At 67.7% G+C, this 25656-nt stretch carries 25 protein-coding genes; 3 read left to right on the top strand and 22 right to left on the bottom strand.

Annotation, left to right across the window (positions count from 1 at the left end):
• Window positions 1-197: 197 nt before the first annotated feature.
• From E3N86_RS15330 to E3N86_RS15275, 12 genes are all read right to left on the bottom strand, one after another.
• Entirely contained in the window at window positions 198-977 is a 780-nt protein-coding gene (locus E3N86_RS15330; protein WP_134512245.1) for a hypothetical protein, read from the bottom strand.
• A gap of 318 nt (window positions 978-1295) precedes the next feature.
• The gene (aroB, locus tag E3N86_RS15325; RefSeq protein ID WP_104100503.1) at window positions 1296-2402 is read right to left on the bottom strand and encodes a 3-dehydroquinate synthase; all 1107 of its coding nucleotides are present in this window, start codon (window positions 2400-2402) and stop codon (window positions 1296-1298) included.
• Window positions 2399-2914, bottom strand: coding sequence for a shikimate kinase (locus tag E3N86_RS15320; RefSeq protein ID WP_174720172.1), 516 nt, complete (start codon window positions 2912-2914; stop codon window positions 2399-2401). The genes aroB and E3N86_RS15320 overlap by 4 nt, the downstream gene beginning before the upstream one ends.
• 18 nt (window positions 2915-2932) lie before the next feature.
• On the bottom strand, window positions 2933-4138 hold the full coding sequence (aroC, locus tag E3N86_RS15315) for a chorismate synthase (protein ID WP_104171053.1): 1206 nt from the start codon (window positions 4136-4138) through the stop codon (window positions 2933-2935).
• Window positions 4139-4143: 5 nt separating this feature from the next.
• On the bottom strand, window positions 4144-5049 hold the full coding sequence (locus E3N86_RS15310; protein ID WP_104100502.1) for a shikimate dehydrogenase: 906 nt from the start codon (window positions 5047-5049) through the stop codon (window positions 4144-4146).
• The gene (gene mltG, locus E3N86_RS15305) at window positions 5042-6283 is read right to left on the bottom strand and encodes an endolytic transglycosylase MltG (protein WP_134371527.1); all 1242 of its coding nucleotides are present in this window, start codon (window positions 6281-6283) and stop codon (window positions 5042-5044) included. Before mltG ends, E3N86_RS15310 begins: the two co-directional genes overlap by 8 nt.
• The gene (ruvX, locus tag E3N86_RS15300) at window positions 6280-6804 is read right to left on the bottom strand and encodes a Holliday junction resolvase RuvX (protein WP_174720173.1); all 525 of its coding nucleotides are present in this window, start codon (window positions 6802-6804) and stop codon (window positions 6280-6282) included. The genes mltG and ruvX overlap by 4 nt, the downstream gene beginning before the upstream one ends.
• Before the next feature lie 3 nt (window positions 6805-6807).
• Entirely contained in the window at window positions 6808-9462 is a 2655-nt protein-coding gene (gene alaS, locus E3N86_RS15295; protein ID WP_134512244.1) for an alanine--tRNA ligase, read from the bottom strand.
• Between the two features lie 72 nt (window positions 9463-9534).
• Window positions 9535-9765, bottom strand: coding sequence for a hypothetical protein (locus tag E3N86_RS15290; RefSeq protein ID WP_104100499.1), 231 nt, complete (start codon window positions 9763-9765; stop codon window positions 9535-9537).
• Between the two features lie 131 nt (window positions 9766-9896).
• The gene (locus tag E3N86_RS15285) at window positions 9897-10274 is read right to left on the bottom strand and encodes a DUF948 domain-containing protein (protein WP_104100498.1); all 378 of its coding nucleotides are present in this window, start codon (window positions 10272-10274) and stop codon (window positions 9897-9899) included.
• Between the two features lie 134 nt (window positions 10275-10408).
• Window positions 10409-11038, bottom strand: coding sequence for a 30S ribosomal protein S4 (gene rpsD, locus E3N86_RS15280; RefSeq protein WP_104100497.1), 630 nt, complete (start codon window positions 11036-11038; stop codon window positions 10409-10411).
• A gap of 217 nt (window positions 11039-11255) precedes the next feature.
• Window positions 11256-12596 (bottom strand): replication-associated recombination protein A, encoded by a 1341-nt coding sequence (locus E3N86_RS15275; protein WP_104100496.1) that lies wholly within the window; start codon window positions 12594-12596, stop codon window positions 11256-11258.
• A gap of 268 nt (window positions 12597-12864) precedes the next feature.
• Here E3N86_RS15275 and E3N86_RS15270 point away from each other — a divergent pair, with 268 nt between their 5' ends.
• The 3 genes from E3N86_RS15270 to E3N86_RS15260 all read left to right on the top strand — a co-directional run bounded on the left by E3N86_RS15270 (window position 12865) and on the right by E3N86_RS15260 (window position 15578).
• The gene (locus tag E3N86_RS15270) at window positions 12865-13572 is read left to right on the top strand and encodes a peptidylprolyl isomerase (RefSeq protein ID WP_241980492.1); all 708 of its coding nucleotides are present in this window, start codon (window positions 12865-12867) and stop codon (window positions 13570-13572) included.
• Window positions 13573-13661: 89 nt separating this feature from the next.
• Window positions 13662-14894, top strand: coding sequence for a DUF349 domain-containing protein (locus tag E3N86_RS15265; protein WP_134371523.1), 1233 nt, complete (start codon window positions 13662-13664; stop codon window positions 14892-14894).
• 105 nt (window positions 14895-14999) lie between these two features.
• A complete protein-coding gene (locus E3N86_RS15260; RefSeq protein ID WP_134371521.1) occupies window positions 15000-15578 on the top strand; it encodes a hypothetical protein in 579 nt (192 codons plus the stop codon).
• Between the two features lie 38 nt (window positions 15579-15616).
• On the opposite strand, the gene E3N86_RS15255 is transcribed toward E3N86_RS15260, so the two are convergent.
• The 10 genes from E3N86_RS15255 to pdxT form a co-directional block, all read right to left on the bottom strand.
• Window positions 15617-17890, bottom strand: coding sequence for a bifunctional (p)ppGpp synthetase/guanosine-3',5'-bis(diphosphate) 3'-pyrophosphohydrolase (locus E3N86_RS15255; protein WP_104100492.1), 2274 nt, complete (start codon window positions 17888-17890; stop codon window positions 15617-15619).
• 103 nt (window positions 17891-17993) lie between these two features.
• Window positions 17994-19007, bottom strand: coding sequence for a protein translocase subunit SecF (secF, locus tag E3N86_RS15250; RefSeq protein WP_104100491.1), 1014 nt, complete (start codon window positions 19005-19007; stop codon window positions 17994-17996).
• Window positions 19007-20743, bottom strand: coding sequence for a protein translocase subunit SecD (gene secD, locus E3N86_RS15245; RefSeq protein ID WP_104100490.1), 1737 nt, complete (start codon window positions 20741-20743; stop codon window positions 19007-19009). Before secD ends, secF begins: the two co-directional genes overlap by 1 nt.
• Window positions 20744-20810: 67 nt before the next feature.
• Window positions 20811-21197, bottom strand: a complete 387-nt coding sequence (gene yajC, locus E3N86_RS15240) for a preprotein translocase subunit YajC (protein ID WP_134371519.1) — start codon at window positions 21195-21197, stop codon at window positions 20811-20813.
• 97 nt (window positions 21198-21294) lie between these two features.
• Window positions 21295-22344 carry a Holliday junction branch migration DNA helicase RuvB gene (gene ruvB, locus E3N86_RS15235; RefSeq protein WP_369827955.1) on the bottom strand — a complete coding sequence of 350 codons (1050 nt, stop codon included), beginning with the start codon at window positions 22342-22344 and terminating at the stop codon, window positions 21295-21297.
• A gap of 14 nt (window positions 22345-22358) precedes the next feature.
• A complete protein-coding gene (gene ruvA / locus E3N86_RS15230; RefSeq protein ID WP_134371517.1) occupies window positions 22359-22982 on the bottom strand; it encodes a Holliday junction branch migration protein RuvA in 624 nt (207 codons plus the stop codon).
• Window positions 22979-23581, bottom strand: coding sequence for a crossover junction endodeoxyribonuclease RuvC (ruvC, locus tag E3N86_RS15225; RefSeq protein WP_104100487.1), 603 nt, complete (start codon window positions 23579-23581; stop codon window positions 22979-22981). The genes ruvA and ruvC overlap by 4 nt, the downstream gene beginning before the upstream one ends.
• A gap of 6 nt (window positions 23582-23587) precedes the next feature.
• On the bottom strand, window positions 23588-24352 hold the full coding sequence (locus tag E3N86_RS15220; protein WP_104100486.1) for a YebC/PmpR family DNA-binding transcriptional regulator: 765 nt from the start codon (window positions 24350-24352) through the stop codon (window positions 23588-23590).
• 150 nt (window positions 24353-24502) lie between these two features.
• A complete protein-coding gene (locus tag E3N86_RS15215; protein ID WP_134371515.1) occupies window positions 24503-25045 on the bottom strand; it encodes a DUF1697 domain-containing protein in 543 nt (180 codons plus the stop codon).
• Window positions 25046-25054: 9 nt separating this feature from the next.
• Window positions 25055-25648, bottom strand: coding sequence for a pyridoxal 5'-phosphate synthase glutaminase subunit PdxT (gene pdxT / locus E3N86_RS15210; RefSeq protein WP_134371513.1), 594 nt, complete (start codon window positions 25646-25648; stop codon window positions 25055-25057).
• Window positions 25649-25656 lie beyond the last annotated feature (8 nt).

Here is a 25656-nt window from a genome sequence, read left to right as displayed (position 1 = left end):
TCGGTGTGGAACCGCGGGACGCGGACCTGGACCTTGATCCGAGGAAGGAGAACGTTGCTTCAGCGTTGCGGGATATTGCGGGCGGGGCCGCGGAGCCGTCGCGGCGCAACTCGTCCGCGATCCGGTTCAATCGGGCGACCACGGATGCCCGCTTCGGCGACCGCGCCGGCAGCAGTTCGAGGCACGCGCGCCAGACCTCAGCGTCGTAGGTCGCCTCGTCGGTGCGGGCGTACTCCAGCAGGAGTTCGGCGGACGCGTCGCTGAGCATGGCCTGCCGCAGCCGCGCAGAGATCCCGGCGCGGATCTGGACGATTCCCGGCGCGGTCGAGCTCGGTAGCACGGGCCCCCGGTAGGCCCCCAACGCCACCCGGTGCGTGCCGGGCTCCAGGGATGCCAGCACGCGCTGGGCGTCCAGTTCGACGGATGTCTCGAGCCGGTAGGGCCGCGAGGCAATGCCGCCACGGGGGCTGGTCTGCTCGAGCACCCCGCGCAGCCGCACCATCTCGGCACGCAGGTTGTCGACCGCGTTGGTTTGGTCGGTGAGCAGCAGCGAGTGCCGGTCGTTGGATGCGCAGTTCCGCTTCCAGGGCCGCGACGGCCGCCTCCACGAGCGGGAGAGTCTGCGGGGCCACCGCCTCGTCGCCGCCCGTGATGTCGATGACGCCGAGGATGGAGCCGGAATGCGGGTCGGGGATGCGCACGGCCGTGCAACTCCACGGATGCGCCAACTGGTTGAAATACTCGGCCCGCTGAATCTGGATTCCGTGATCGAGGGCCAGGGCCGTGCCCGGCGCGCTCGTGCCGACCCGGCGCTCGGACCAGTCCGACCCCTCGACGAACAGCATCCCCTCCGCCTTACTCCGCACGGTTCGGTCACCGTCGATCCAGAGCGGGCGACCGAACTCGTCACCGATGGCCACGATCAGGCCGGAGTGAAAGGCGTGCCGGATGAGCAGGTTGTGCACGACCGGGAGCACGGCGGCCAGCGGATGCCGGTCGCGCAGCTCGTCGGAGCTGAGTTCGTGTTAGTGGACGAGCCTCAGCGAATCAAGGCTGAGGGCGAGCGACCGTTGCCAGGACTCCTGCACCAGCTTGCGCACGCCCGGACCGACGAACCGTTCCGTGACTGCCGCCTCCTGGGCCGCCGTCAGGTCCGCGAAGTCTCCGCCTCCGCTCTCGCCGGCCGCACGGACGATCCACGGACTCGTCCTGAAGCCTCCGAACAGCTTCGGTCAGCGGCGACCGGCTGCGCCGGTCTGGGAATCAGTCTGGGCCCACGGATGCGGCGCGAATGGTTAGGAGCCGATCTCCTGGTAGGCGGCGAACAACAACGACGAGTCCGGTCCTTCGAGCACGGTCGGCTTCCCGATGTCGTCGAGCACGATGAATCGCAGCATGCCGCTGCGGGTCTTCTTGTCGCGCTGCATGGTGGCGAGCAGGGTGCTCCAGCGGCCGACCGGATAGGTGGTGGGCAGGGTGAGCGATTCGAGGATGCGACGGTGCCGGTCGACGGCCTCGTCCGAGAGCCGGCCGCTCAGCCGGGCGACCTCCGCCGCGAACATCATGCCGACGGCAACGGCCGCCCCGTGCCGCCAGCCATAGCGTTCGGCGTGCTCGACGGCGTGGCCGAGGGTGTGCCCGTAGTTCAGAATCTCACGCAGGCCGGACTCCCTGAAGTCTTCCCCCACGACCCGGGCCTTCATCCCGATCGCGAGTTCGAGCACGCGCCGGAACTGCGGGGTGTGCGGGTCGGTGACGGCCGTGACATCCGCTTCGACGATGTCCAGGATCTCGGGCAGCTGGATGAACCCGGCCTTCACGATCTCGGCGAAGCCGGCCAGGATCTCGTTACGCGGCAGGTCGTCGAGCACGTCCAAATCGCAGATGACGGCGGCGGGCGCGTAGAAGGTGCCGACAAGGTTCTTGCCCTCGGCGGTGTTGATGCCGTTCTTGCCGCCGACGGCGGCGTCGACCATGCCGAGCACGCTGGTCGGGATCTGCACCAGGCGCACGCCACGGAGCCAGGTCGCGGCGACGAAGCCGGCCAGGTCGGTGACGGCGCCGCCGCCGAAGCCGATCACGGCATCCGTACGACTGAAGTCGGCCTGACCCATGACCTGCCAGCAGAACGCGGCCACTTCGACGCGCTTGGCAGCCTCGGCGTCGGGCACCTCGGCGATCAGCACCTCGAATCTGCCGAGCAGGCTCTCGCGCAGGGCGACGGCGCGGGCGCCCAGGTGTGAGGTGTGCACGATGAGCACCTTCGCCACCTTCGGGCCGAGCTGTTCGACGACGTCGTCGACGAGGCCGCGACCGATCAGAACGGGGTAGCTGTCGGCGCCGGCAACCGTGATAACGGTGGTGGCGGGCTCGGTGGAATCAGGCACAGGTGCTCCGGTCATGATCTTTTCTTGGTCCATTTCACGACGTCATCAGCGATGGCGCCCAGGGGACGGTGCGAGGTGTCGAAACGGATGCCGGCCAGCGCCTCATAGATCGGGCGCCGGAGGGCGTAGATGCGCTTCCAATCGGCGATTCCGCCCGTGAGCAGCGGCCGTTTCGCCCCGCCGATCCGGGCCCCGACGGCTCGAGCGGACACGCTCAGGTACACCACGGAGCACTCAGCAAGGTCGGCCTGAGTCTCCTCGTCGAGCACGGCTCCCCCGCCGAGCGAAACCACGGCCTGCTCGGTGAGGGCCTGCACCACGGCCTGGCGTTCGAGCACCCGGAAGTGCTCTTCACCGTGCTGCCCGAAGAGGTCCGTGATCGGCCCGTGCAGGGCGACGATCCGGTGGTCGGTGTCGATGAACGGCACATCGAGGGACTTCGCCACTTTCCGGCCGATCTTGGTCTTGCCGGCGGCCATGGGACCGATGAAGACGAGGGGCAGGATCGGATGCGTCGGCGCGGCCATTGTGATTCTCCGGCGCCTCTAAAGGGAAGCGTCGCTGGACGCGCCCGTCTGGAGATTCGCCGGCATTCCGGCCAGGTAGGAATCCAGGTTGCGGCGCGTCTCCACGATGGAGTCACCACCGAACTTCTCCAGGACCGAGTTGGCCAGCACCAGAGCGACCATGGCTTCCGCGACCACGCCGGCGGCCGGAACGGCACAGACATCCGACCGCTGGTGGTGCGCGGGGGCAGCCTCGCTCGTGGCCACGTCAACCGTGCGGAGGGCGCGCGGGATCGTGGAGATGGGCTTCATGCCGGCGCGCACGCGCAACACGGTTCCGGTGCTCATGCCGCCTTCGGTGCCGCCGGCCCGGTCGCTGACCCGCTGGATGCGACCGTCGGCCTGCACAAGCTCGTCGTGCGCCTCCGAGCCGCGCCGGGTGGTGGTCAGGAAACCGTCCCCGACCTCGACCCCCTTGATGGCCTGGATGCCCATCAGCGCGGCCGCCAGCTGCGAATCGAGGCGGCGATCCCAGTGCACGAACGAACCGAGTCCGGGAGGAAGGTTGTAGGCCAGCACCTCGACGACCCCGCCGAGGGTGTCGCCCTCCTTGTGGGCCAGGTCGACCTCGGCCACCATCCGGGCGGAGGTGACGGCGTCGAAGCAGCGCAGCGGGTCGGCGTCGAGGGCGTCGACGTCGCCGGGTAGCGGTAGCGGGGCGTCGACGGGCACGCGAACCGGCCCGATCGACAGGGTGTGGCTGACCAGGGTGATGCCGAGCTCGGCCAGGAACGACCGGGCGACGGCGCCGAGCGCGACGCGTGCCGCGGTCTCCCGGGCGCTGGCGCGCTCCAGTACCGGGCGGGCCTCGCCGAAGCCGTACTTCTGCATGCCGACCAGATCGGCGTGGCCGGGCCGGGGACGGGTCAGGGGGGCGCCGCGTCCGCGCGCGGACGTGGTCTCCACCGGTGCGGGACTCATCACCTCGGCCCACTTGGGCCATTCAGTGTTGCCGATCCGCAGGGCAACCGGTCCGCCCATGGTGAGGCCGTGGCGCACGCCGCCCGAGATGTTCAGTTCGTCCTGCTCGAACTTCTGGCGCGCGCCTCGGCCGTAGCCGAGTTTGCGGCGTGCCAAGTCGAGGCGGATCGCATCTAGAGTAACCGGGATTCCAGCGGGCAAACCCTCGACAATGGCGATAAGTTCGGGGCCGTGGGACTCTCCGGCGGTGAGCCAACGAAGCATGACCACTATCCTGTCACAGCCTTCCCGGTCAGGGCGCCGCGCATGGCGTGCAGCACCACGTCCTCATTCGGGAGCGGCTCGAACGGGTTGCCGGAGACGAAGATGCGCACCTGGATCAGGGCCTGGTGCAGCAGCATCCCCTCTCCGGACACCGCGGTGCCGCCCACCGACGACCAGGACCGGGCGAGGGCGCTGGGCCAGGGGGAATAGCTGACGTCGAACAGGAGCGCCTGCCGGCGCAGCCCGGCGGGAAACTCGGCGCCCGGGTCGCTGCCCCCGGGCAGGGTGCTGATCACCAGCTCGCTGACGCGGGCAGGGTCGGGCAGGTCGGTGAGCGGGTATACCCGTACCACGACCCCGAGGCTCTGCCCCAGTTCGACCAGATCGGCCGCCTTCGCCGGGGTACGCACGAGCACGTCGACCAGCTCCGCGCCCAGCTCAGCCGCGGCGACCAGGGCGGATGCCGCGGTGGCGCCGGCGCCGAGCAGGCACACGTGCACCGCGCGGCGAACTCCGGCTTCGGCAAGGGCACGCACCAGGCCGGTGACGTCCGTGTTGAAACCCTGCAACGTTCGCCTGCCGTCGGCTTCACCGAACAGCACCGTGTTGACGGAGCCGGTCTGAGCGGCGACCCGGTCGATGCCGTCGAGCTGCGCCTGGACCTCGTGCTTGAGGGGCATCGTGAGGGAGAGGCCGCGCCAGTCTGCGCCCCGGGACGCGAGGAAGTCCGGCAGTCCGCCCGCCGGCACCCGCACGGCGTCGTAGCGCCAGTCCAGGCCGAGCGCCTGGTATGCGGCCCGGTGCAGTGCCGGGGAGAGGGAATGCTCGACGGGCGAGCCCAGCACCGCGAGACGGCGCACGCGGGCAGAGTCACGGGCGGGGGCTGGCACGGATGCTTCGGGCTCAACCATATTCGGGGTGCTCGTCCATCCAGGCCAGCCATTTGTTCACGGCGGCGTCGTGCTCCGCGATCGTGGTGGAGAAGATCGTCTCCCCCGTGTCGAGGTTCCAGGACACGAAGTACAGCCAGGTGCCGTCGGCGGGGTTCACGGCGGCGTCGATCGCGATGTCGCCGGGGTTCGAGATCGGCCCCACGGGAAGCCCGGGGTGCACATAGGTGTTGTAGGCGTTGGCGGCGTCGGCGCGTTCGGCATCCGTTGTCTTCACCCGGTCGGTCGCCCCGGTCCCGTAGGCCACGGTAGCGTCGGACTGCAGGAGCCCGCTCTGCCACTTTGCCGGGTCGAGCCGGTTCAGGAACACGCGCGAAACCTTGTAGAAATCCTCCGTGAGCCCCGCTTCGCGTTGGATCAGGGCCGCGACAACGATGGTCTTCCAGCGGTTCTCGGGCGCGACCTCGGCAGCGTCGAGAGCCTCGAACTGTCGGTCGACGAGCGTGCGGATGGCCTCGGGCGCCGTGGTCTCCGGGGGGAACGTGTAGGTGGCCGGGAACAGGAACCCCTCGAGGGTGGTTGCCTCGCCCGGCAGGCCGTAGGGCTCGACGTCGGCGGCCGCGGCCTCGAGATCGACCAAGGGAATGCTGGTGCCCTCGCTGATCAGCTGGAGCACCGAGGCAGTCGTGGTTCCCTCGGGTATCACCACGGTCTGTTCGAGCTTGTTTTCCGGGTCGAGCAGGGCGTCAAGGGCGGCACGGCCGCTCATCTTGCCGGCCAAACGATAGGCGCCGGGCTGGAAGACGGGTGCCGGGCTCTCCGCGCGGAGCACCTCGTAGAACGCGTCGTAGCTCTTCACCACGTCCTGGGCGAGGAGGGAGTTCGCGACGTCCTGACCGGTTTCACCGTCGTGGATCATCACGATGACCTCGTCGCCTCCGGCGCCGTCGTAGTCCGCCGGGCCCTGCACCATGCCGATCACGGTACCGATCGGCTCCTGGAGCAGGAGGGCGGCGGCACCGGCGAGTCCGGCCAGGATCAGGAAGACGATCAGGCAGCCCCAGGTGCCCCGGCGGCCCCTCTTCTGCGGCACCGGAGCGGAGTCCAGCAGGGCGCGACGACTGGACCGGGTGCCTTCGCCCCGTGACTCACGGATGGCCCGACGCGAACTGAGAGGGTCCGCCGGGTCGATGGGGCTTGTCGGGTCGCCCGGCTCGGCCGGGGCTCCGGTGCTGTCGGCGGGAGGCGGTGTCATCGTTGAGGCTGCCCTTCATTCGGTGCGGCAGCTGGCGGGGACCCGGCTGGAAACTGGTCGCGCACGAGATCGACGGCGGTGCCGGCGGGTGTGCCCAGGGTGCGTTCGGTGTCGAGGGCATGCTGGAGGATGATGACCGCGGCGACTTGGTCGATCACGGGTTTTTGGGTTTTGGCCTTCCGCCCCGCGGAGCGCAGGACCGACTGCGCCGCGACGGTGGAAAGGCGCTCATCGACCAGGCGAACCGGAACGGCCAGGGACCGGGCCAGCAGCTCGGCGAACCCCACCGCATCGTTGGTCGACGCCGTGCGGTTGCCGGAGAGCGCGAGCGGCAGCCCGACCACCACCTCAACGGCGTCGAGCTCGGCCACCACAGCCACGATCCGGGCCACGTCCAGGCTGCCGGAGTGGTCGCGGCCCACGGTCTCGACCGGGATTGCCAGCAGGCCGTGCGCGTCGCTGCGGGCCAGGCCGATCCGGGCTTTCCCGACGTCGACTCCCACCCGCACACCGTGACGCATGGTTCAGCCTGCTACGGCGGATCGAACGGCCGCGAGAGCGTTCGGGATGGCTGCTGCGTCGGTGCCGCCGCCCTGGGCGAGGTCGTCCTTGCCGCCGCCGCCGCCGCCGAGGATGCCGGCGACCTGCTTCGCCAGGGCTCCCGCACGCTGGCCGGCCTCCCGGGCCGCGGGGTTGGTGGCCACGATGACGACGGGCTTGTCGGCGACCACGGCCGCGAGGGCTACGACCGCCGGCGTGCTGCCGAGCTGCGTGCGGGTGGCCGTGACCAGCATCCGCAGGTCGTCAGCGGAGCCCAGCGTGCCGACCTGCTCGGCCACGACATTGACGGAACCGGCCAGCTTTGCCGAGGCGACGAGGGCCGGCACCCTGTCGGAGAGGGCCCGCGCCTCGAACGCGGCGATCTTCTTCTCGGCGGCCTTGAGGCTCTGCACGAGCCCGTTGATGCGCTCTGGCAACTGCTCCCGCGGCGTCTTCAGGTGTGAGGTCAGCTGGGAGACGAGGGCGCGCTCGGTGGCCAGGTCGCGGAAGGCCTCGAGGCCGACCAACGACTCCACCCGGCGGTTCGTGGAACCGACAGAACCCTCGCTGACAAGGTTGATCATGCCGATCTCGGCGCTGGAGGCGACGTGGGTTCCCGCGCAGAGTTCGCGAGACCAGGGGCCGCCGATATCGACGACGCGCACTCGGTCGCCGTACTTCTCGCTGAACAGGGCCATCGCGCCGAGCGCCTTCGCCTCGGCCAGGGGCAGCTCCCGGGTGAGCACGGGCAGGTTGTCCCGGATGGCGTTGTTGGAGATCTCTTCGATCTCGCTTCGGGTCGCCGGGGACAGTGCCTGGTTCCAGGAGAAGTCGAGGCGGAAGAAGCCGGCCTTGTTGTACGAGCCGGACTGGTGGGCGTTCGGGCCGAGCACCTGGCGGAGGGCGGCATGCAGCACGTGTGTGCCGGAGTGCGCCTGTCGGGCACCGCGGCGCCAGTCGGGGTCGACGACGCTGGTGGCGGAGTCCCCGACGCCGACTTCGCCGGTCCGCACCTGAACCTTGTGACTGATCAGGCCCTTGACGGGCTTCTGCACGTCGAGCACCTCGAGCTCGTAGCCGGTGCCCACGATCAAACCGGCATCGGCCTCCTGGCCGCCGGACTCCGCGTACAGGGCCGTCTCGGCGAGGATCACCTCGGCGATGTCACCGGAGACGGCGCGGTCGACGGAGAGACCGTTGACGATGATCCCAAGCACGCTGGATTCGGTCTGCAGAGCGTCGTAGCCCGTGAAGACGGTCTCCCCCGCCGCGCGGAATGCGCTGTAGACCGACAGGTCGGCGAGGTGCGTCTTCTTGGCCTTGGCGTCGGCCTTGGCCATCGCGCGCTGCTTGGCCATCAGCGTGTCGAAGGCCTCGCGGTTGACGCTGAGCCCGGCCTCCTCGGCCATCTCGAGGGTGATCTCGATCGGGAAGCCGTAGGTGTCATGCAGGAGGAACGCGGTGTCGCCCGGCAGAACGACCTTGTCGGCCTTCTTGGTCTTCGCGACGGCGAGGTCGAGCACGGCGCTGCCACTGGCGAGGGTGCGCAGGAAGGTCTCCTCTTCGGCATACGCAGCCTGGCTGATGCGGGCGTAGTCCGCCTTGATCTCGGGGTACGCGCCGGCCATGGCGTCGCGCGAGGCCGGAAACAATTCGGGAAAGGTCGCGGCGTCGACGCCGAGGAGGCGCATGGCGCGCACGCTGCGGCGCATCAGGCGGCGCAGGATGTACCCGCGGCCCTCGTTGGACGGCATCACTCCGTCGCTCATCAGCATCAGGGACGACCGCACATGGTCGGCGACGATGCGCATCCGCACGTCGTCGTCGTGGACGGCCCCGTAGCGGCGACCGGACAGTTCCGCGGCCCGGTCGAGGACCGGGCGCACCTGGTCGATCTCGTACATGTTCTGAACGCCCTGTTTGAGGAAGGCGACACGTTCGAGCCCCATGCCGGTGTCGATGTTCTTCTTCGGCAGGTCGCCGAGGATGACAAAGTCGTTCTTGCTGGTGCCCTCGCCGCGGAGGTACTGCATGAAGACGAGGTTCCAGATTTCGACGTACCGGTCGTCGTCGGTGGCCGGGCCGCCGTCGATGCCGTAGGCCGGGCCGCGGTCGAAGAAGATCTCGGAGCAGGGTCCGGCGGGCCCGGGCTGACCGGTCGACCAGTAGTTGGAGTCCATGCCGAGACGCTGGATGCGGTGCTCGGGCAGGCCGAGGGCGCGCCAGTACCGAAAGGCCTCGTCGTCGTCCTCGTAGACGGTGACCCAGAGGTCCTTCTCGGCGAAGCCGTAGCCGCCGTCGGCATCCGAGCTGGTGAGTAGCTCCCAGGCGTAACCGATCGCCTGTTCCTTGAAGTAGTCGCCGAACGAGAAGTTGCCGTTCATCTGGAAGAAGGTGCCGTGACGCGGGGTCTTGCCGACCTCTTCGATGTCGTTGGTGCGGATGCATTTCTGAACACTCGTCGCTCGCGGGTAGGGGGGCGGCACGAGACCGGTCAAATACGGTACGAACGGAACCATCCCGGCCACCGTGAACAGGAGTGTGGGGTCGTCGCTGACAAGCGAAGCGGAGGGGACGACGGTGTGACCGCGATCGGCAAAGAAGTCGAGCCAGCGCCCGCGAATTTCAGCAGTCTGCATTAGTTCCGTAGTTCGTTGTAGTGGAAAAGATATGGATGATACCTACCTGGCGAGCACGTACTTGGCGAGTACTTACTTGGCAAGTTTTTCGATCGTGATTTCGGTCTCCGACTCGATGTCGCCGATGGCATCCCGCAGCTCGGCCTCACGCTTGCGGTAGCCGTCCGAGATGGCCTCACCGAATTCGCGCGCCTTGGTGTCCAGATCGGCGAAGAATTGCTTCCCCTGACGCGTCTTGCCGGCTTCGCGGGCGATGAGCAGCCCCGTGGTGACACCGACGACAAACCAGATGAAATTCTTCATAGCAATGCTCCCTGAATATGTGTGGAGACCCTGAAAAGTGGTGAAAAGGTCGGTTCACGGCGGTTGAACGTCTGGAACGACCGTCTGACCGGCGAATCCCTGACGGGTCGGCTCCGTTCCAGAGTACCCGACTACCTGTGGCGGCGGCGGCGGGTGCCGCCCGGGCGGGCAGCCCCCAGCGCCGCGCGAACCCCCGCGGAGAAGCCGGCCAGTTTGACCAGCGGGCCGCCGACGGTCGCCGCGACGAGGGCGACCAGGGCGGAGACGTTGCCCGTGACATCCGCCACGTTCGAGGTGATGGTGTCCACCCGGGCCAACTGCGCGTTGGTCTCCTGAATGGTCTTGGTGGATTCCTCGAGCAGTGGGGTGACGGTGTGGGTCAGGTCGCGGATGGCCACGGTCGTCTCGTCGAAGACGCGGCCGAGCTTGACCAGGGGCAGGGCCAGGAACCCGACCAACATCAGGAAGGCAGCGGCGAACACGAGCCCGACAATATCTCCACCAGACATTGACCAACCATCCATTCCAGATTCGACATTCACGAGCTTGGTGCGCGTACGCAAAGAGCGGACCACCCCAGGGTGATCCGCTCTCCAGCGTAGTTCAGTTGCAGCGCCTGACGGCGGTGCGGGTGAAAAGGAGCCTAGCGGGCCGCGTAGTACTCGACGACGAGCTGGACTTCACAGGTCACGGGGATTTCGATGCGCTTCGGGCGGCGCACGAGGCGGGCCTGCAGCTTGTCGATCTCGACCTCGAGGTAGGCGGGGAGCTTGGGCAGAACGTCGACGTGACCGCCGGCGGCTGCGACCTGGAACGGCTCCATGGCCTCGCTCTTGGGCTTGACGTGGATGAGCTGTCCCGGCTTCACGCGGAAGGAGGGACGGTCGACCAGCTGGCCGTCGATCAGGATGTGACGGTGCACGATCATCTGACGGGCCTGGGCGGTGGTGCGGGCGATCGCGGAGCGAACGAGAAGAGCGTCGAGACGGGTCTCGAGGATCTCGACGAGGTTCTCACCGGTCAGTCCCTGGGCGCGGCGAGCTTCCTCGAACGCGATCTTGAGCTGGGCTTCGCGGATGCCGTACTGCGCGCGTAAGCGCTGCTTTTCGCGGAGGCGGACAGCGTAGTCGGAGTCGGTCTTGCGCTTGGTGCGACCGTGCTCGCCCGGGGCGTACGGACGCTTCTCCAGATAGCGCGCGGCCTTCGGGGTCAGGGCGATGCCCAGGGCCCGCGAGAGGCGGGTCTTACTGCGGGTACGTGACTTGGTAGACACGGTGTCCTTTCGATGGAACTGCAAACAAGGGGAAACCAGGGCGGCGGCCGCGCGATGAGACAGCACGGCTCAACGTCATGGGAGTTCAGAGGGGTGGTGCCACGGGACGCCCGGCTACAGGGCGAGACCATCAAATCCGGAATCGGACGCAGCCGCATGCCGATTCCATTTGTAGGCAGCGATCAGGTTAGCACATCGGGTTGTTCGGCCGTTCCGCTCAGCGGGCACGGATGATCTTGCGCAACTTGGCGAGGCGGGCCGAGACCTCGCGCTCGTGGCCATGCTCGGTGGGCTCGTAATAGCGCACCTCGGCGAGCTCGTCCGGCGGGTACTGCTGGGCCAGCACGCCGAGGGCGTCGTCGTGGGGATACTTGTAGCCCTTGCCGTGGCCGAGGCGTTTGGCGCCTGGGTAGTGCGCATCCCGCAACGGTTTGGGCACCCGGCCGGTCTTGCCGTTCCGCACGTCGGCGATCGCCGCATCCAGGGCCATGTAGGCCGCGTTGGACTTGGGTGCGGTGGCCAGGTGCACGACGGCCTGGGCGAGCGGGATGCGGCCCTCGGGCATGCCGATGTATTGCACGGCGTCGGCGGCGGCGATGGCGATCACCAGCGCCTGGGGGTCGGCCATGCCGATGTCTTCGGAGGCCAGCACGATGATGCGGCGGCAGATGAACCGGGGATCTTCGCCGGCCTCGATCATGCGCGCGAGATAGTGGAGGGACGCGTCGACATCCGAGCCGCGTACCGATTTGATGAAGGCGCTGATGACGTCGTAGTGCTCGTCGCCGTTGCGATCGTAGCGCAGAAGCGCACGGTCGACAGCGAGGGCGACCACCTCGGTGGTGATGACCGGCTTCGCGTCGGACTCGGCGTCGACGGAGGACGCCGCCGCCACCGACCCAGCTTCCAGGGCGGTCAGCGCCCGTCGGGCGTCACCGGACGCGAGCCGGATGATCGCGGCCCTGGCTTCGGGGTCGAGCACGAACCGGTCGGCCAGGCCGCGCGGGTCGACCACGGCCCGGTCGACAACGACAGCGAGGTCGTCGTCGCTGAGCGTTTCGAGGGTGAGCAGTAGGGAGCGGGACAGCAGCGGCGAGATGACGGAGAAGGACGGGTTCTCGGTGGTGGCGGCCACGAGGATGATGACCCCGTTCTCCACCCCGGGCAGGAGAGCGTCCTGCTGCGCCTTGCTGAACCGGTGGATCTCGTCCAGGAAGAGCACGGTGGAGAGTCCGTAGAGGTCCCGGCTGGTGCGCGCCTCTTCCATTACCTGGCGCACGTCCCGCACTCCGGCCGACACGGCGGACAGCTCGACGAACCGGCGGCCCGAGCTGCGCGCGATGGCCTGGGCCAGGGTGGTCTTGCCGGTGCCGGGCGGGCCCCACAGGATGACGGAGATCGCGCCCTGCTCCCCTGTCTTGTCACTGGCCAGGCTGACCAGCGGGGAGCCCGGTGTGAGCAGATGCTTCTGACCGGCGACCTCCTCGAGGCTCGTCGGGCGCATCCGTACGGCGAGGGGTGTGGCCCCGCTGCGCAGTCCCGGTTGTGAATCCACCATGGGTCCAGCGTAGTTTGTGCCGGTGACCGGGCCGATCCTGAACCGGTGCTGCCCGGAGCGGATGTTTGTTTGCCCTCTCCGGGTTGCGTAGAGTTCAACATGGTTCGGGCGCCAGACGCTGGAGCCGTCCCCGTTCGATCGGGCCTTCCGATGGAGGCCGCCTGGAGGCTACGACGTGGTACCGAACAAGAAGCAAGAACGTGAAGCCCGCGAGGCGCGCGTGCGTGTACGCGCCTTTCAGGCCCGGCGTTCGGTGAATGCGCACCAAGTGAAGCGGCGACGGCGGGACAACCTCATCGCCGGCGTCAGCGTGGCCGTGGTCGTGGCGCTGGCCGTCGGCGCCCAGGTGCTGTTCTTCACCGGAGGCCCCGGCAGCCCGGCACCCTCCGTGGCCGACACCGCTTCCCCCTCCGCGTCGGCCGCACCGTCCGACAGCGCGAACAGCGGCGAGGTGCCGCCCAGCACCCTGGCGGAAGACCGCACCTGGACCGGCACGCTGGCCCTCAACGGCATTCCGCTCGAGATCGAGCTCGATGGAGCCCTCGCCCCTCAGGCGGTGTCCTCGACCATCAACCTGATCACCACCGGCTTCTACCAGGACGTGACCTGCCACCGGCTCACCGACGGCGGTTTCTTCGTGCTGCAGTGCGGGGACCCGACCGGAACGGGATCGGGTGGCCCCGGCTACAGTTATGGACCGATTGAAAACGCCCCGGCCGACGATGTGTACCCGGCCGGCACGCTGGCCATGGCCCGACAGGGCGGCAACGCCTACAGTATGGGCAGCCAGTTCTTCATCGTCTACGACGACACGACCATCCCCGCCGACGCGGTCGGCGGCTACACGGTGCTCGGCCGGGTGACCGATGGACTGGACGAAATCAAAGCGCAGATCACGGCTGCCGGCGTCGCCGACGGCTCTTCGGACGGCACCCCTCAGGTGCCGACCAGCATCACTCAGGTATCAGTTCAGTAGAACAGACGAACAGCGCGCGGGCTTGCAATAGGCTTGACCGGGTATTGGCTCACTTGTGAGCACACAACGACATCGATAAGGTGAGGCTCTTGACTACGACAGATCAGCAACCATGGGGTCGCGTAGACGAAACCGGCACGGTTTACGTGCGCGAAGCGACAGGCGAGCGCGCCGTGGGACAGTATCCCGACGCGACGCCGGAAGAGGCGCTTGCCTACTTCGAACGGAAATACGTTGAGCTCAACGGCCAGGTCACGCTTCTCGAACAGCGCGCCAAGGGTGGCGCACCTGCCGCAGATATCGCGAAATCCGTCAAACATCTGACCGAGGCTGTGGCGAACGCCAACGCGGTCGGCAACCTGGCAGCCCTGGCCACCCGCCTGGGTGCCCTCGGCGGCGCGGTGACCGAGCTCACCGAGCAGCAGGGCGCCGAAGCGAAGGCTGCAGCGACCGCCGCCGTCGCCGAGCGTGCCGCGATCGTCGCCGAGGCCGAGGCTCTCGCCGCCGAAGACCCGGCGAAGACGCAGTGGAAGCAGACCAGCGCTGCTCTGGAAGCCCTGTTCGCGAAATGGCAGGCCCACCAGCACGATGCTCCGCGCATTCCCAAGGGCGAGGCCAATGACCTCTGGAAGCGGTTCCGCGCGGCCCGCACCACGATCGAGCAGAACCGCAAGGCATTCTTCGCCGAGTTGGACAGCGCCCACAAGGACGTTCGCAACCGCAAGCAGCACCTGATCGAACAGGCCGAGGCTCTCGCCCCCAAGGGCGCCGATGGCATCCCGGGCTATCGCAATCTGCTCGACGAGTGGAAGCTCGCGGGTCGCAGCGGCAAGAAGCAGGACGACGCCATGTGGGCCAAGTTCAAGGCAGCCGGCGACGTGCTTTACTCGGTCAAGTCCGAAATCGACGCGCACGACGACGAGGAGTTCGCGGGAAACCTGACTCTTAAGGTCGAGCTGCTCACCGAAGCCGAACTTCTGCTGGCCGAGACGGACCGCGCCAAGGCGCGCAGCGTGCTGAGCTCCATCCAGCGCCGGTGGGACGCCATCGGCAAGGTTCCGCGCGACTCGGTCAAGTCCATCGAGGACCGCATGCGCAAGGTTGAGGCAGCCGTGCGCAAGCTCGACGACGACCACTGGAAGCGCAACAACCCGGAGACCAAGGCTCGCGCCGAGGGTCTGGCCGGTCAGCTGAACGATGCCATCGTCAAGCTCGAGGCCGAACTGGCCGCGGCGCAGGCCGGCGGGGATGCCGCGGCGATCACGGAAGCCACCGAGGCTCTCGAGACCCGCAAGGCGTGGCTGAAGGCCATCGGCCAGTAGCCCGGCCGTCCACAGCACGACCAGCGGGGATCTGTCCACAGATCCCTGCTTTTTGTGGGCGGGAGAACACACCCGGCGCACGCTGAGTCGATGAACCCACAATCGATGAACTCACGCCTTCCCGTGGTGCTCTCTGCCCAGGACCTGCCGCTTGCGGAGCTGTGCGGCGCCCGTCTCGACGGGGAACTCTTCACCCTGGGCGACTTTTGGTGCCCGGTCGACGAGGTCGATGACCGGGTGCGACGCGCCCGAGCCGTCGGGTTGCTGCTTGCGTCCCCAAGGGCCATCGCCGAGCGGATGACCGCTGCCTGGATCTACGGTCTGGCGCCGGAACCTCGCCGCCACCACTTCTGCGTGCAGAGTTCCGCCCGAATGAAACTGGTCCCGTCACCCCGAATGCAGATCCGCGAGGTGAGCTGCCCGTCCGACCAGCTTCAGGCGATCTCCGGCCTCCGGGTCACGCTGCCCCTGCGCACCGCCGTCGACCTCGTCCGCTGGCACGACGAGCCCACCGACGGTGTCCGGGTTGCCCTGATCGCCGCCCTGCTGCGCCTGGCCGGCTGCACCAGCACCGACCCGGCGAGTCGCCTATGCGCGGCACCCAACCTGCCGTTCAAGGCTCCGGCCCTCACCCGACTGCGAGAGGTGCAACGGTACCTCGACGAGCATCCGCGCCCCACCTGATGTCTCTACCGGGAGGCCAATGCGAGCTCAATGGCCGCTCAGCCCTCGTTGACGCGATAGACGTCATAAACGGCGTCGATACGGCGCACCGCATTGAGCACGCGATCGAGGTGCGTGGTGTCGCCCATCTCGAAGACGAACCGGCTGATCGCGAGTCGGTCGGAGGAGGTGTGCACCGTCGCCGACAGGATGTTGACGTGATGCTCCGACAGCACCCGGGTGACGTCGGAGAGCAGCCCGGAGCGGTCGAGAGCCTCGATCTGGATCTGCACCAGGAACAGGCTCTTGGAAGTGGGCGCCCAATCGACGTCGATCATGCGCTCGGGTTCCTTGAGCAGGGACTGCACGTTGCGACAGGATGCCTGGTGCACCGATACCCCAGCGCCGCGCGTGATAAACCCCACGACTTTGTCGCCCGGCACGGGAGTGCAGCACCGGGCAAGCTTCACCAGGATGTCGGGGGCGCCGCGCACGAGGATGCCCGAGTCGCTGTTGCGGAGCGTCTGGGTGCGGCCGTGGGGCGCGAACGGCAGGTCCGTGGCGTCGCTCTCCTCGACGCTCTGCAGGGTGGCAACCACCTTCTCCAGCACCGACTGCGTCGACACATGCCCCTCGCCGACGGCGGCGTACAGCGCAGAGACGTCTTCATACTTCATCACCGCGGCAACTTCGGCGAAGGAGTCCTGGTTCATCAGTTTCTGCAGCGGCAGGTTCTGCTTGCGCATAGCGCGTGCGATGGCGTCGCGGCCCTGCTCGATCGCCTCGTCGCGGCGCTCCTTGGTGAACCACTGGCGGATCTTGTTGCGAGCCCTGGGGCTCTTGACGAAGTTCAGCCAGTCCTTGCTCGGCCCGGAGTCGGGATTCTTCGACGTGAACACCTCGACGACGTCACCGGTGACGAGAGGGCTCTCCAGCGGGACGAGGCGCCCGTTGACCTTGGCGCCCATGGTGCGATGGCCGACCTCGGTGTGCACGGCGTAGGCGAAGTCGACCGGGGTGGCGTCGGCCGGCAGACCGATCACCCGGCCCTTGGGGGTGAAGACGTAGACCTCTTTGGCGCCGATCTCGTAGCGCAGCGAGTCGAGGAACTCTCCCGGGTCGGCCGTTTCGGCCTGCCAGTCGGAGATGTGGGCGAGCCAAGCCATGTCGGTGTCGCTCTGCGGGCCCGGACCGGAACTCTTGCCGGTGGTCTGCTCCTTGTACTTCCAGTGCGAGGCCACGCCGAATTCGGCGCGCTGGTGCATTTCCTGGGTGCGGATCTGGATCTCCACGGCGCGCCCGCTCGGGCCGAGAACCGTGGTGTGCAGCGACTGGTACAGGTTGAATTTGGGGGTGGCGATGTAGTCCTTGAACCGGCCGGGAAGCGGCGTCCACCGGGCGTGGATTGCGCCGAGAACCGCGTAGCAGTCCCGCACCGAGTTGACGAGCACTCGAATGCCGACCAGGTCGTAGATGTCGTCGAACTCGCGCCCGCGCACGACCATCTTCTGGTAGATCGAATAGTACTGCTTGGGCCGGCCGGCGACCTTGCCCCGGATGCGGGCGGCCTTCAGGTCGTCGACGATCGAGTCGATGACGTGCTGAACGAACTCTTCGCGCTGCGGAGTGCGCTGCTTGACAAGACTGTCGATCTCGGCGTAGAGCTTGGGGTACAGCACCGCGAACGAGAGGTCTTCGAGCTCCCACTTGATGGCCTGGATGCCCAGGCGATGCGCGAGCGGCGCGTAAATCTCCAGCGTCTCGGTCGCCTTCCGAACCGCGGACTCGGCAGGCACGAATCCCCACGTGCGCGCGTTGTGCAGCCGGTCGGCGAGCTTGATGATCAGCACACGAATGTCCTTAGACATCGCCACGATCATCTTGCGCACGGTCTCGGCCTGGGTGCTGTCGCCGTACTTGACCTTGTCCAGCTTGGTGACGCCGTCGACCAGCATGGTGATCTCGTCGCCGAAATCGTGCCTCAGCTGGTCGAGAGTGTACTCGGTGTCCTCCACGGTGTCGTGCAGCAGTGCCGCCGAGACGGTCTTGGGGCCGATGCCCAGATCCGCCAGGATCTGCGCGACCGCGACCGGATGTGTGACGTACGGCTCTCCGCTGCGGCGAAACTGGCCCTCATGCGCCTGCTCCGCGGTGACGTAGGCCCGCTCGATGATCGAGAGGTCCACCTTGGGATGGTGCATCCGCACGGTCTTCAGCAGCGTATCGACCGCGCCGACCGGTTGGGCCCGGGAAAAGATCCGAGGCACGAGGCGCCGCAAGGATGCCGGCGGGAGCGGAGCCGGGTAGGCAGGAGGAGTCGTCAGTTCAGTCATCTGGCCACCTCCATCCGCTTGATCAATTATTACTGCTCCCGAGCCGGATCGGGTACCACTTCCGGCTCGGGTGCGGGCCTCCTCCGGCGGTGATCAGGGCCGACTAGGTGCTGACTTCGGCGGCCACCTTCAGCGCGGGGCCGGCCTTCGCGCGCTGGGCGAGAACCTTCTGGTCGGCCCGGCGCACGGCCGGCTCCGCGGAGCGGATTTGAGCGTACAGCGGCGACGCGATGAAGATCGTCGAGTAGGCGCCGGCGACGATGCCGATCAGAAGTGCCAACGAGATGTCCCGAAGGGTTCCTGCCCCGAGCACGAGCGTTCCGATGAAGAGGATCGAGGCGACCGGCAGCACCGCGACGACGGAGGTGTTGATCGAGCGCACCAGGGTCTGGTTGACGGCCAGGTTCACGGATTCGGCCAACGTGCGCGTCTCGGCGCCCGCCTCCGAGGTGTTCTCGCGGATCTTGTCGAAGACCACGACCGTGTCGTAGAGCGAGTAGCCGAGGATCGTGAGAAATCCGATCACGGCAGCCGGGGTGATTTCGAAACCGGTGATGCCGTAGATCCCGGCGGTGATGACGAGGTCGTGCATCAGCGCGGTCATGGCCGCGACCGACATCTTCCAGGTGCGGAAGTACAGTGCCATGCCGATGGCGGCGAGCACGAGGAAGATGAGGAGTCCGCGCACGGCCTGGCCGGTGATGTCCTGGCCCCAGACCGGACCGATGAAGGACGCGGTGACCTGCTCGATCGGCACGGCGTAGGCATCCGCCAGCGCGGCGCGAATCTCCCGGGTCTCGTCGCTGGTGAGCTGGTCGGTCTGCACGCGGATGCCGGTGGTGCTGACGCTCGACACCCTGGGCGTCGCCAACGGGACGACCTCGGTCACGGCATCGGCGGCAGCTCGCTGGTCCTGGTCGGCGACCTGGGAGATCTTGAACTCGGAGCCTCCCGTGAACTCGATGCCGAAGACGAAGCCGCCACGCAGCTGGGGAACGACGATGGCCACGAAGAGTGCCACGACCGCGACCAGGTACCAGGTCTTGCGCCGCCCGACGATGTCGAACGAGCGCTTGCCGGTGTGCAGGTCGTTGCCGAACTGGGAAAAGCTAGCCATTAGGAATCCTTCCCGTCGGTCGTTCGATCCGCACTGGAACCGACGAGTTCTGACGCCTTGCGCTCGGCGATGGTCTGGCGCTTGGCTGCCTCACGGCTGGCCGAGGACAGTTTGGCGGAAGGGAGGTCATCCGAGGGACGGAATTTCGCCCGCCCGCGGTAGGTCGCGCCCAGGGCCCGCGGGTCGAGGCCGCTGAACTTATGTCCGTCGCTGAAGAACTTCGTGCGTGCCAGCAGCTGGAGCATCGGGTGGGTGAAGAGCATGACCACGAGCACGTCGACGAGGGTGGTCAGCCCCAGGGTGAGGGCGAAGCCCTTGACGTTGCCGACGGCGACGATGAACAGGACGCCGGCGGCCAAGATGTTGACCGCGTCGGAGGCGAGGATGGTGCGCAGGGCGCGCTTCCAGCCGGCCTCGACGGAGGATTCGAGCCCTCGTCCGTCCCGGAGCTCATCACGCACCCGCTCGAAGTAGACGATGAAGGAGTCGGCGGTGATGCCGATCGCGACGATCAGACCCGCGACGCCGGCCAACGACAGCCGGTAGCCCTCGCGCCAGGACAGGATCGTGATCAGCAGGTAGGTGATGATCGCGGCGACCGTGAGCGACGCCACGGTGACGAGGCCGAGCAGGCGATACTGGATCAGCGAGTAGAGCACGACCAGTACGAGTCCGATCAGGCCTGCGATCAGGCCGCCGGTGAGCTGGCTCGAGCCCAGGGTCGCCGAGATGGTGTCCTGGCTCTGCACGGTGAAGCTGATCGGCAGGGCGCCGAACTTGAGCTGGTCGGCGAGGGCCTTCGACGAGTCCTGGTCGAAGTCACCGCTGATCTGCGCGTTGCCGTCGGTGATGGCCGCCAGGGTGCGCGGGGCCGAGATGACGTTGCCGTCGAGCACGATCGCGAACTGGTTCTGCGCTGCGGTGAGCGCGTTCAGCCGGGTGCTGACGTCGGCGAAGGCCTTGGTTCCGGTTCCGTCGAAGGTGATGTTGACGACCCATTCACCGGTCGTGGCGCCGCTCTGCGTGGTCTGCTGGCCGTTGGTCGCGTCGGAGACGTTCTCGCCGCTGACTTCGACCGGGCCGAGGATGTACTTGATGGAGCCGTCGGCCTCACAGGTGACAAGCGGCTCCGCCGCCGGTGCCACATTGGTGGTATCGATCTTGCTGCAATCGAAGGCCTCGTACTGGGCCTGGAGCGCGGGGGTGATCCAGTTCAGGTCGCTCCCGTCGGTGGGCACCGCGGTCGGGGTGCTTTCCAGACTCGGGTCGACCGTGGGGGTCGGTACCGGGGTCGCGACCCCGTCCTCTCCGACAACGTTTTCACCGACGCTGGCCGCGGACGGGGCACCGGCCACGAGCACCGGGCGGAACTCGAGCTTGGCTGAGGACTCGATTCGGTTGATCGTCGCGTCGTCCGGCACGCCGGGGATGGACACGACGATGTTCTGGCCGCCCTGGGTGTTGATCTCCGCCTCGGAGACGCCTGCCGAGTCGATGCGCTGCCGAATGATCTTCACGGCCTCGTTGAGCTGCTCCGAGGAGACGGACTGCCCGGACTCGAGCTTCGGCGCGAGGATGATCTGCGTGCCGCCCTCGAGGTCCAGGGCCAGCTTGGGCGTCCAGGATCCGCCGCCGGTGAGCACGCCGGCCGTGTTGAGCGCAATCAGGCCGACGATGATCACACCCAGCCACGTGAGGGAACGCCAGGCCTTCTTGGCCGGAGACGACTTTGCCACCAGAGAACTCAGCTTTCTATGCTCATGCTCATGCCCGCGCCGAGGCGCGGGCATGGAGAGGGATTGGTTAGGCGTCGCCCTTTTTAGGCTCTTCGTCGGTGTCGGCGACGCGCTGACCGAAGTCAGGTTCGCCCATAACGGTGGCGCTGCCCTGTTTCAGCTCGGCGACGCCCTCATCTTCGGGCTCGGCCACGATCGGTTCCACCACGCGGGCGATGGTCTGACGGTGCAGCTGCACGACGGTTCCCGGAGCGATCTCGAGGGCAACCTTGTTCGCCTCCTCGTCAATCGCGAGAATGGTTCCGTACATGCCGAAGTTGGTCATGACCTCGGCGCCGACGACCATCTGGGCCTGCAGGGCAGCGAGGTCCTTCTGGCGTTTGCGGCTGTTGCGGAACATGAAGAACACGAGCGCCGCGAGAACGGCGAGCATGACGAGAGTCAACGGATCCATAAAACTGTGGGACCTTCCGGTTGCGGCGCGAGGGCCGAAGTCTGTGCGTCTGGCTCGGGGGAACCAGCACGAGTGGTTCGAAGCGAACCAACTCGAATTATAGGTCATCCAGCATAAGAGGGATTGGCGGCCCGCCCACCAGAGGCGCCGTCAGGCCGAAATGCCGCCACGCTTCCGCGGTCGCCACCCGGCCGCGCGGGGTGCGCATCAGGAAGCCGATCCGCACCAGGAACGGCTCCACGACGGCCTCGATGGTCTCGGACTCCTCCCCCACGGACACCGCGAGCGTGTTCAGACCCACCGGCCCTCCCCCAAAACGGGTCAGGATGATGCGCATCACCTCCCGGTCGAGCCGGTCGAGCCCGATGGCGTCGACGTCGTACAGCTCGAGAGCCGCGTGCACCGCGGCCACATCGGCGTCTCCACCGTGCACCAGCGCGTAGTCCCGCACCCGCCGGAGCAGGCGGTTGGCGATTCTGGGCGTGCCGCGGCACCGACCGGCGATCTCGGCGGTAGCGGCCGTGTCGATCGACAGGTCGAGCAGTTTGGCTGCCCGGCCGAGCACCTGCTCGAGTTCGTCGTCGGTGTAGAACTCGAGGTGGGCGGTGAAGCCGAACCGGTCGCGCAGTGGGTTGGGCAGCAGTCCGGACCGGGTCGTGGCGCCAACCAGGGTGAACGGTGCCAGGTCGAGGGGAACAGAGGTGGCGCCGGCGCCTTTGCCGACCATGATGTCGATGCGGAAGTCCTCCATCGCCAGATAGAGCATCTCCTCGGCGGAACGGGCCATGCGGTGGATCTCGTCGATGAACAGCACCTCGCCGGGCACCAGCGAGGAGAGTACCGCCGCCAGATCACCGGCGTGCTGGATGGCCGGGCCGCTGGACATCCGCAGCGGGCGGTTGCCCTCGTAGGCGATGATCATGGCCAAAGTGGTCTTGCCGAGTCCGGGCGGGCCGGCCAGAAGGATGTGGTCGGGGGTGCGGCTCTGCATGGTAGCGGCGGTCAGGAGCAGCTGCAGCTGCCCGCGAACCTTCTGCTGGCCGACGAACTCGCCGAGGCTGCGCGGACGGAGGGCACCCTCGAAGGCGAGTTCGGCGTCGCCCCCGAGTTCCGGCTTGGTGAGCTCCACGCCGGGATCTCCGGCCAGACCCTGTGCGCCGGTCACGGGCGACGCTCCGATGCCTGCTGGGCCGGGCCGAGCCTGACGAGTACGAGGCGAAGGAGCGCTGCGACGCCGACCTGCCCGGGTTCGACGGTCTCCGCGAGGGTCTCGTCGACGGCCTCGGCGGCCACCTTCTCCGACCAGCCGAGCCCGATCAGGGCGGCCTGCACGTTCGCCGACGCGCTGGTGGGCTCCGGGCGGGCGGATGCCGCGGCCGTGACGGTCACGAACACCTTGCCGGCCAGGGAGAGCACGATCAGTTTGGCCGTTTTCGGGCCGATGCCGCTGACCCTGCGGAAAGCGCCGTCGTCTTCTGCCGAGACGGCCTGCGCGATCTGGACGGGGCTGAGCACCGCGAGTACGCCGAGGGCCGATTTCGGGCCGACCCCGGTGACGCCGACCAAAAGCTCGAAGACCTCGAGTTCGTCGGCGGACGGGAATCCGAAGAGGGTGAGCGAGTCCTCGCGCACGATAAGGGTGGTCGAAAGCCGGGCCTCCGTGCCGACGCGCAGGGAGAGCGCAGTGGCCGGGGTGACCTGTACGGCCAGACCGACTCCCCCGACCTCGATCACGGCCGTGGAACCCACGGCAGACAGGACAAGGCCACGAACGGAAGCAATCACCGCTTCAGACTACGGGGCACCGGCGACACTGCGCTGCGCTCGGCGGCGCGCCACGCCTTCTGGGCCGGGGTCAGGGTGCCGGGGACCACGTCGGCGCTGGTGGGCAGGGTGCCGCCGGCCGCCCCGGTGCGCCAGGCATGGCAGATCGCGATGGCCAGCGCGTCCGCGGCATCCGCGGGCTTGGGCACCTCGGCCAGGCCCAGCACCCGCGCCACCATGGCGCCGACCTGGGCTTTGTCGGCGGACCCGTAGCCGGTGATGGCTGCCTTGACCTCGCTCGGGGTGTGCAGGGTGACCGTCAGCCCACGCTGAGCGGCCAGGAGCAGCGCGACGCCGCTCAGCTGGGCGGTGCCCATCACGGTGCTGACATTGTCCTGAGCGAACACCCTCTCGATGGCGACGACCGCCGGCTTGTGCCGGTCGAGCAGGTCTTCCAGGCCCCGGCTGATCAGCAGGAGCCTCTGCTCGAGCGGCAAGTCCGGCGAGCTGCGCAGCACGGTCACGTCGACCAGGGACGCGGATCGGTTGGCGGCGACGTCTACGATTCCGACGCCGCAGCGGGTCAGCCCGGGATCGATGCCCAGAACCCGGACCGACACAGCGCGCTACTCGGCTTCGGCCTGAAGCTCCGCGATGACCTCGGGCGACACGTCGTAGTTACTGTAGATGTTCTGCACGTCGTCGAGCTCTTCGAGGGCGTCGATCAGCCGGAACACCTTGCGGGCGGTCTCGGCGTCGACCTCTACCTTGAGCTGGGGCACGAACGCGATGTCGGCGGAGTCGTAGTCGATCCCGGCGGTCTGCAGGGCGGTCCGGGTCGCGACGAGATCGTGCGCTTCGCTGAAAACCTCGAACTTCTCACCGTCGTCGACGACCTCTTCGGCGCCCGCGTCAAGCACGGCGAGGAGCACGTCATCTTCGCTGAGGCCGTTGCTCTTCGGCACGACGACGATGCCCTTGCGGTGGAAGTTGTACGCGACGCTGCCGGGGTCGGCCATGTTGCCGCCGTTTCTGGACATGGTGGTGCGCACCTCGGCGGCCGCGCGGTTCTTGTTGTCGGTCAAACACTCGATCATGACGGCGACGCCGTGCGCGGCGTAGCCCTCATACATGATGGTGGTGTAGTCGACTACTTCGCCGGACAGGCCGGCGCCGCGCTTGACGGCACGGTCAATGTTGTCGTTGGGAACAGAGGTCTTCTTGGCTTTCTGGATCGCGTCGACCAGGGTCGGGTTGCCCGACAGGTCGGCGCCACCCATGCGGGCCGCGACTTCGATGTTCTTGATCAACTTGGCGAAGGCCTTGGCCCGACGCGAGTCGGTAACCGCCTTCTGGTGCTTTGTTGTCGCCCACTTGGAATGTCCGGACATGAGTCTCCCGTTGTCTTTGGCTGTCGTGACGTGGCTGTCGATTGGCGCGGGGGTACCGCCGCCGTGCTGGTCGCTGCACTACTGGTGCCATTGGCCGTTGCACCGTGGGGTGCGCCTCATTCTAACCCGCGATGCCTGATGGGCCGGGCTTCACGCGCCCGGGGCCGCGGCGATCAGTTTGTTCAGGGTGCGGAGGTTGCGGGTGGTGGTGGTCGACCGGTAGCGGGCCTTGCCGCTCAGCTTGCTGAACGGACTGTTGATGCCGATGCTTCGGCGCACCTGCCAGTAGAGCACGCCGGTTCCGGGCCGAACCTGCTCCGTTTCCGGGTCCGGTTCCCCAGCCGCCTCGAGCAGTTCCTCGAGCGCGGTCCGCGCCGATCCGAACACGACATACGGATGCCAACCGTCCCGCTCCGCATCGAATGGGAACGCCCGCGCCACCCTGTCGAGTGCGTCAACGCCGAGCAGCACGATCCACGCCTGATAACCGAAGTTGTCGGAGAGAGCGCGTTCGATTGTGGCCTTGAGGGCCGCGGCATCCGTCTCGCCCGCCGTGAAGAGCACGTTACCGCTGGCCAGAACCGTGCGGACATCCGTGTAGCCGAGCCCGCGGAACACGGCCCGCAGGTCCGCCATCGTGATCGTGATCCCGTTGACGTTGATTCCGCGCAGGAGCGCCACCCAGCCGGCCATGACCGGAGCCTAGTAGCGGAAGCCGGCGGCGGCCACCTTCTGCAGGAAATAGTCGTGGAACCGGTGCTCCCCGGTGATCTCGGGGTGGAATGAGGTTCCGAGCAGGTTGTCCTGCTCGACCGCGACGCAGCGCCCGTCCGAGAGCGTGGCTATCGCGCGGGCCCGGGTCCCGACGGACTCCACCACGGGGGCGCGGATGAAAATGGCGTGCACCGGCGGCTCACCGAGCACCGGCACGTCGAGGTCGGTCTCGAAAGAGAGCGTCTGCGAACCGAAGGCGTTGCGACGCACGGCGATGTCGAAGCCGCCGATGCTCTGCTGCCCTTCGATCCCGTCGATGACGGTGTCGGCGAGCATGATCAGGCCCGCGCAGGTGCCGTAGACGGGCAGGCCGGCCCGCACGGCCTCGGCCAGCGGTTCCGCCACGCCGAACGCGCGGGCCAGTTTGTCCATGACGCTGGATTCGCCGCCGGGGATCACGAGCCCGCTGATGCGGTCCAGTTCCTCTGGGCGGCGGATGAGTTCGACTTCGGCGCCGAGGGACCGCAGTACCTCGGCGTGCTCACGAAAGTCACCCTGCAGGGCGAGAACTCCAACGCTCACGAACGGGT

The sequence above is a fragment of the Cryobacterium sp. Hz7 genome (genome assembly GCF_004402815.1).
Classification (GTDB): Bacteria; Actinomycetota; Actinomycetes; order Actinomycetales; family Microbacteriaceae; genus Cryobacterium; species Cryobacterium sandaracinum.
Note: the sequence above shows the minus strand (reverse complement) of the source record. Positions and strands in the feature narration are given on the sequence as shown.

Excerpts from the sequence above, each read along its gene's own strand:
- aroB (WP_104100503.1), bottom strand. The coding sequence starts at position 2,402 with ATGACCGGAGCACCTGTGCCTGATTCCACCGAGCCCGCCACCACCGTT.
- E3N86_RS15320 (WP_174720172.1), bottom strand. The coding sequence starts at position 2,914 with ATGGCCGCGCCGACGCATCCGATCCTGCCCCTCGTCTTCATCGGTCCC.
- aroC (WP_104171053.1), bottom strand. The coding sequence starts at position 4,138 with ATGCTTCGTTGGCTCACCGCCGGAGAGTCCCACGGCCCCGAACTTATC.
- E3N86_RS15310 (WP_104100502.1), bottom strand. The coding sequence starts at position 5,049 with ATGGTTGAGCCCGAAGCATCCGTGCCAGCCCCCGCCCGTGACTCTGCC.
- mltG (WP_134371527.1), bottom strand. The coding sequence starts at position 6,283 with ATGACACCGCCTCCCGCCGACAGCACCGGAGCCCCGGCCGAGCCGGGC.
- ruvX (WP_174720173.1), bottom strand. The coding sequence starts at position 6,804 with ATGCGTCACGGTGTGCGGGTGGGAGTCGACGTCGGGAAAGCCCGGATC.
- alaS (WP_134512244.1), bottom strand. The coding sequence starts at position 9,462 with ATGCAGACTGCTGAAATTCGCGGGCGCTGGCTCGACTTCTTTGCCGAT.
- E3N86_RS15290 (WP_104100499.1), bottom strand. The coding sequence starts at position 9,765 with ATGAAGAATTTCATCTGGTTTGTCGTCGGTGTCACCACGGGGCTGCTC.
- E3N86_RS15285 (WP_104100498.1), bottom strand. The coding sequence starts at position 10,274 with ATGTCTGGTGGAGATATTGTCGGGCTCGTGTTCGCCGCTGCCTTCCTG.
- E3N86_RS15275 (WP_104100496.1), bottom strand. The coding sequence starts at position 12,596 with ATGGTGGATTCACAACCGGGACTGCGCAGCGGGGCCACACCCCTCGCC.
- E3N86_RS15260 (WP_134371521.1), top strand. The coding sequence starts at position 15,000 with ATGAACTCACGCCTTCCCGTGGTGCTCTCTGCCCAGGACCTGCCGCTT.
- E3N86_RS15255 (WP_104100492.1), bottom strand. The coding sequence starts at position 17,890 with ATGACTGAACTGACGACTCCTCCTGCCTACCCGGCTCCGCTCCCGCCG.
- secF (WP_104100491.1), bottom strand. The coding sequence starts at position 19,007 with ATGGCTAGCTTTTCCCAGTTCGGCAACGACCTGCACACCGGCAAGCGC.
- yajC (WP_134371519.1), bottom strand. The coding sequence starts at position 21,197 with ATGGATCCGTTGACTCTCGTCATGCTCGCCGTTCTCGCGGCGCTCGTG.
- E3N86_RS15220 (WP_104100486.1), bottom strand. The coding sequence starts at position 24,352 with ATGTCCGGACATTCCAAGTGGGCGACAACAAAGCACCAGAAGGCGGTT.
- E3N86_RS15215 (WP_134371515.1), bottom strand. The coding sequence starts at position 25,045 with ATGGCCGGCTGGGTGGCGCTCCTGCGCGGAATCAACGTCAACGGGATC.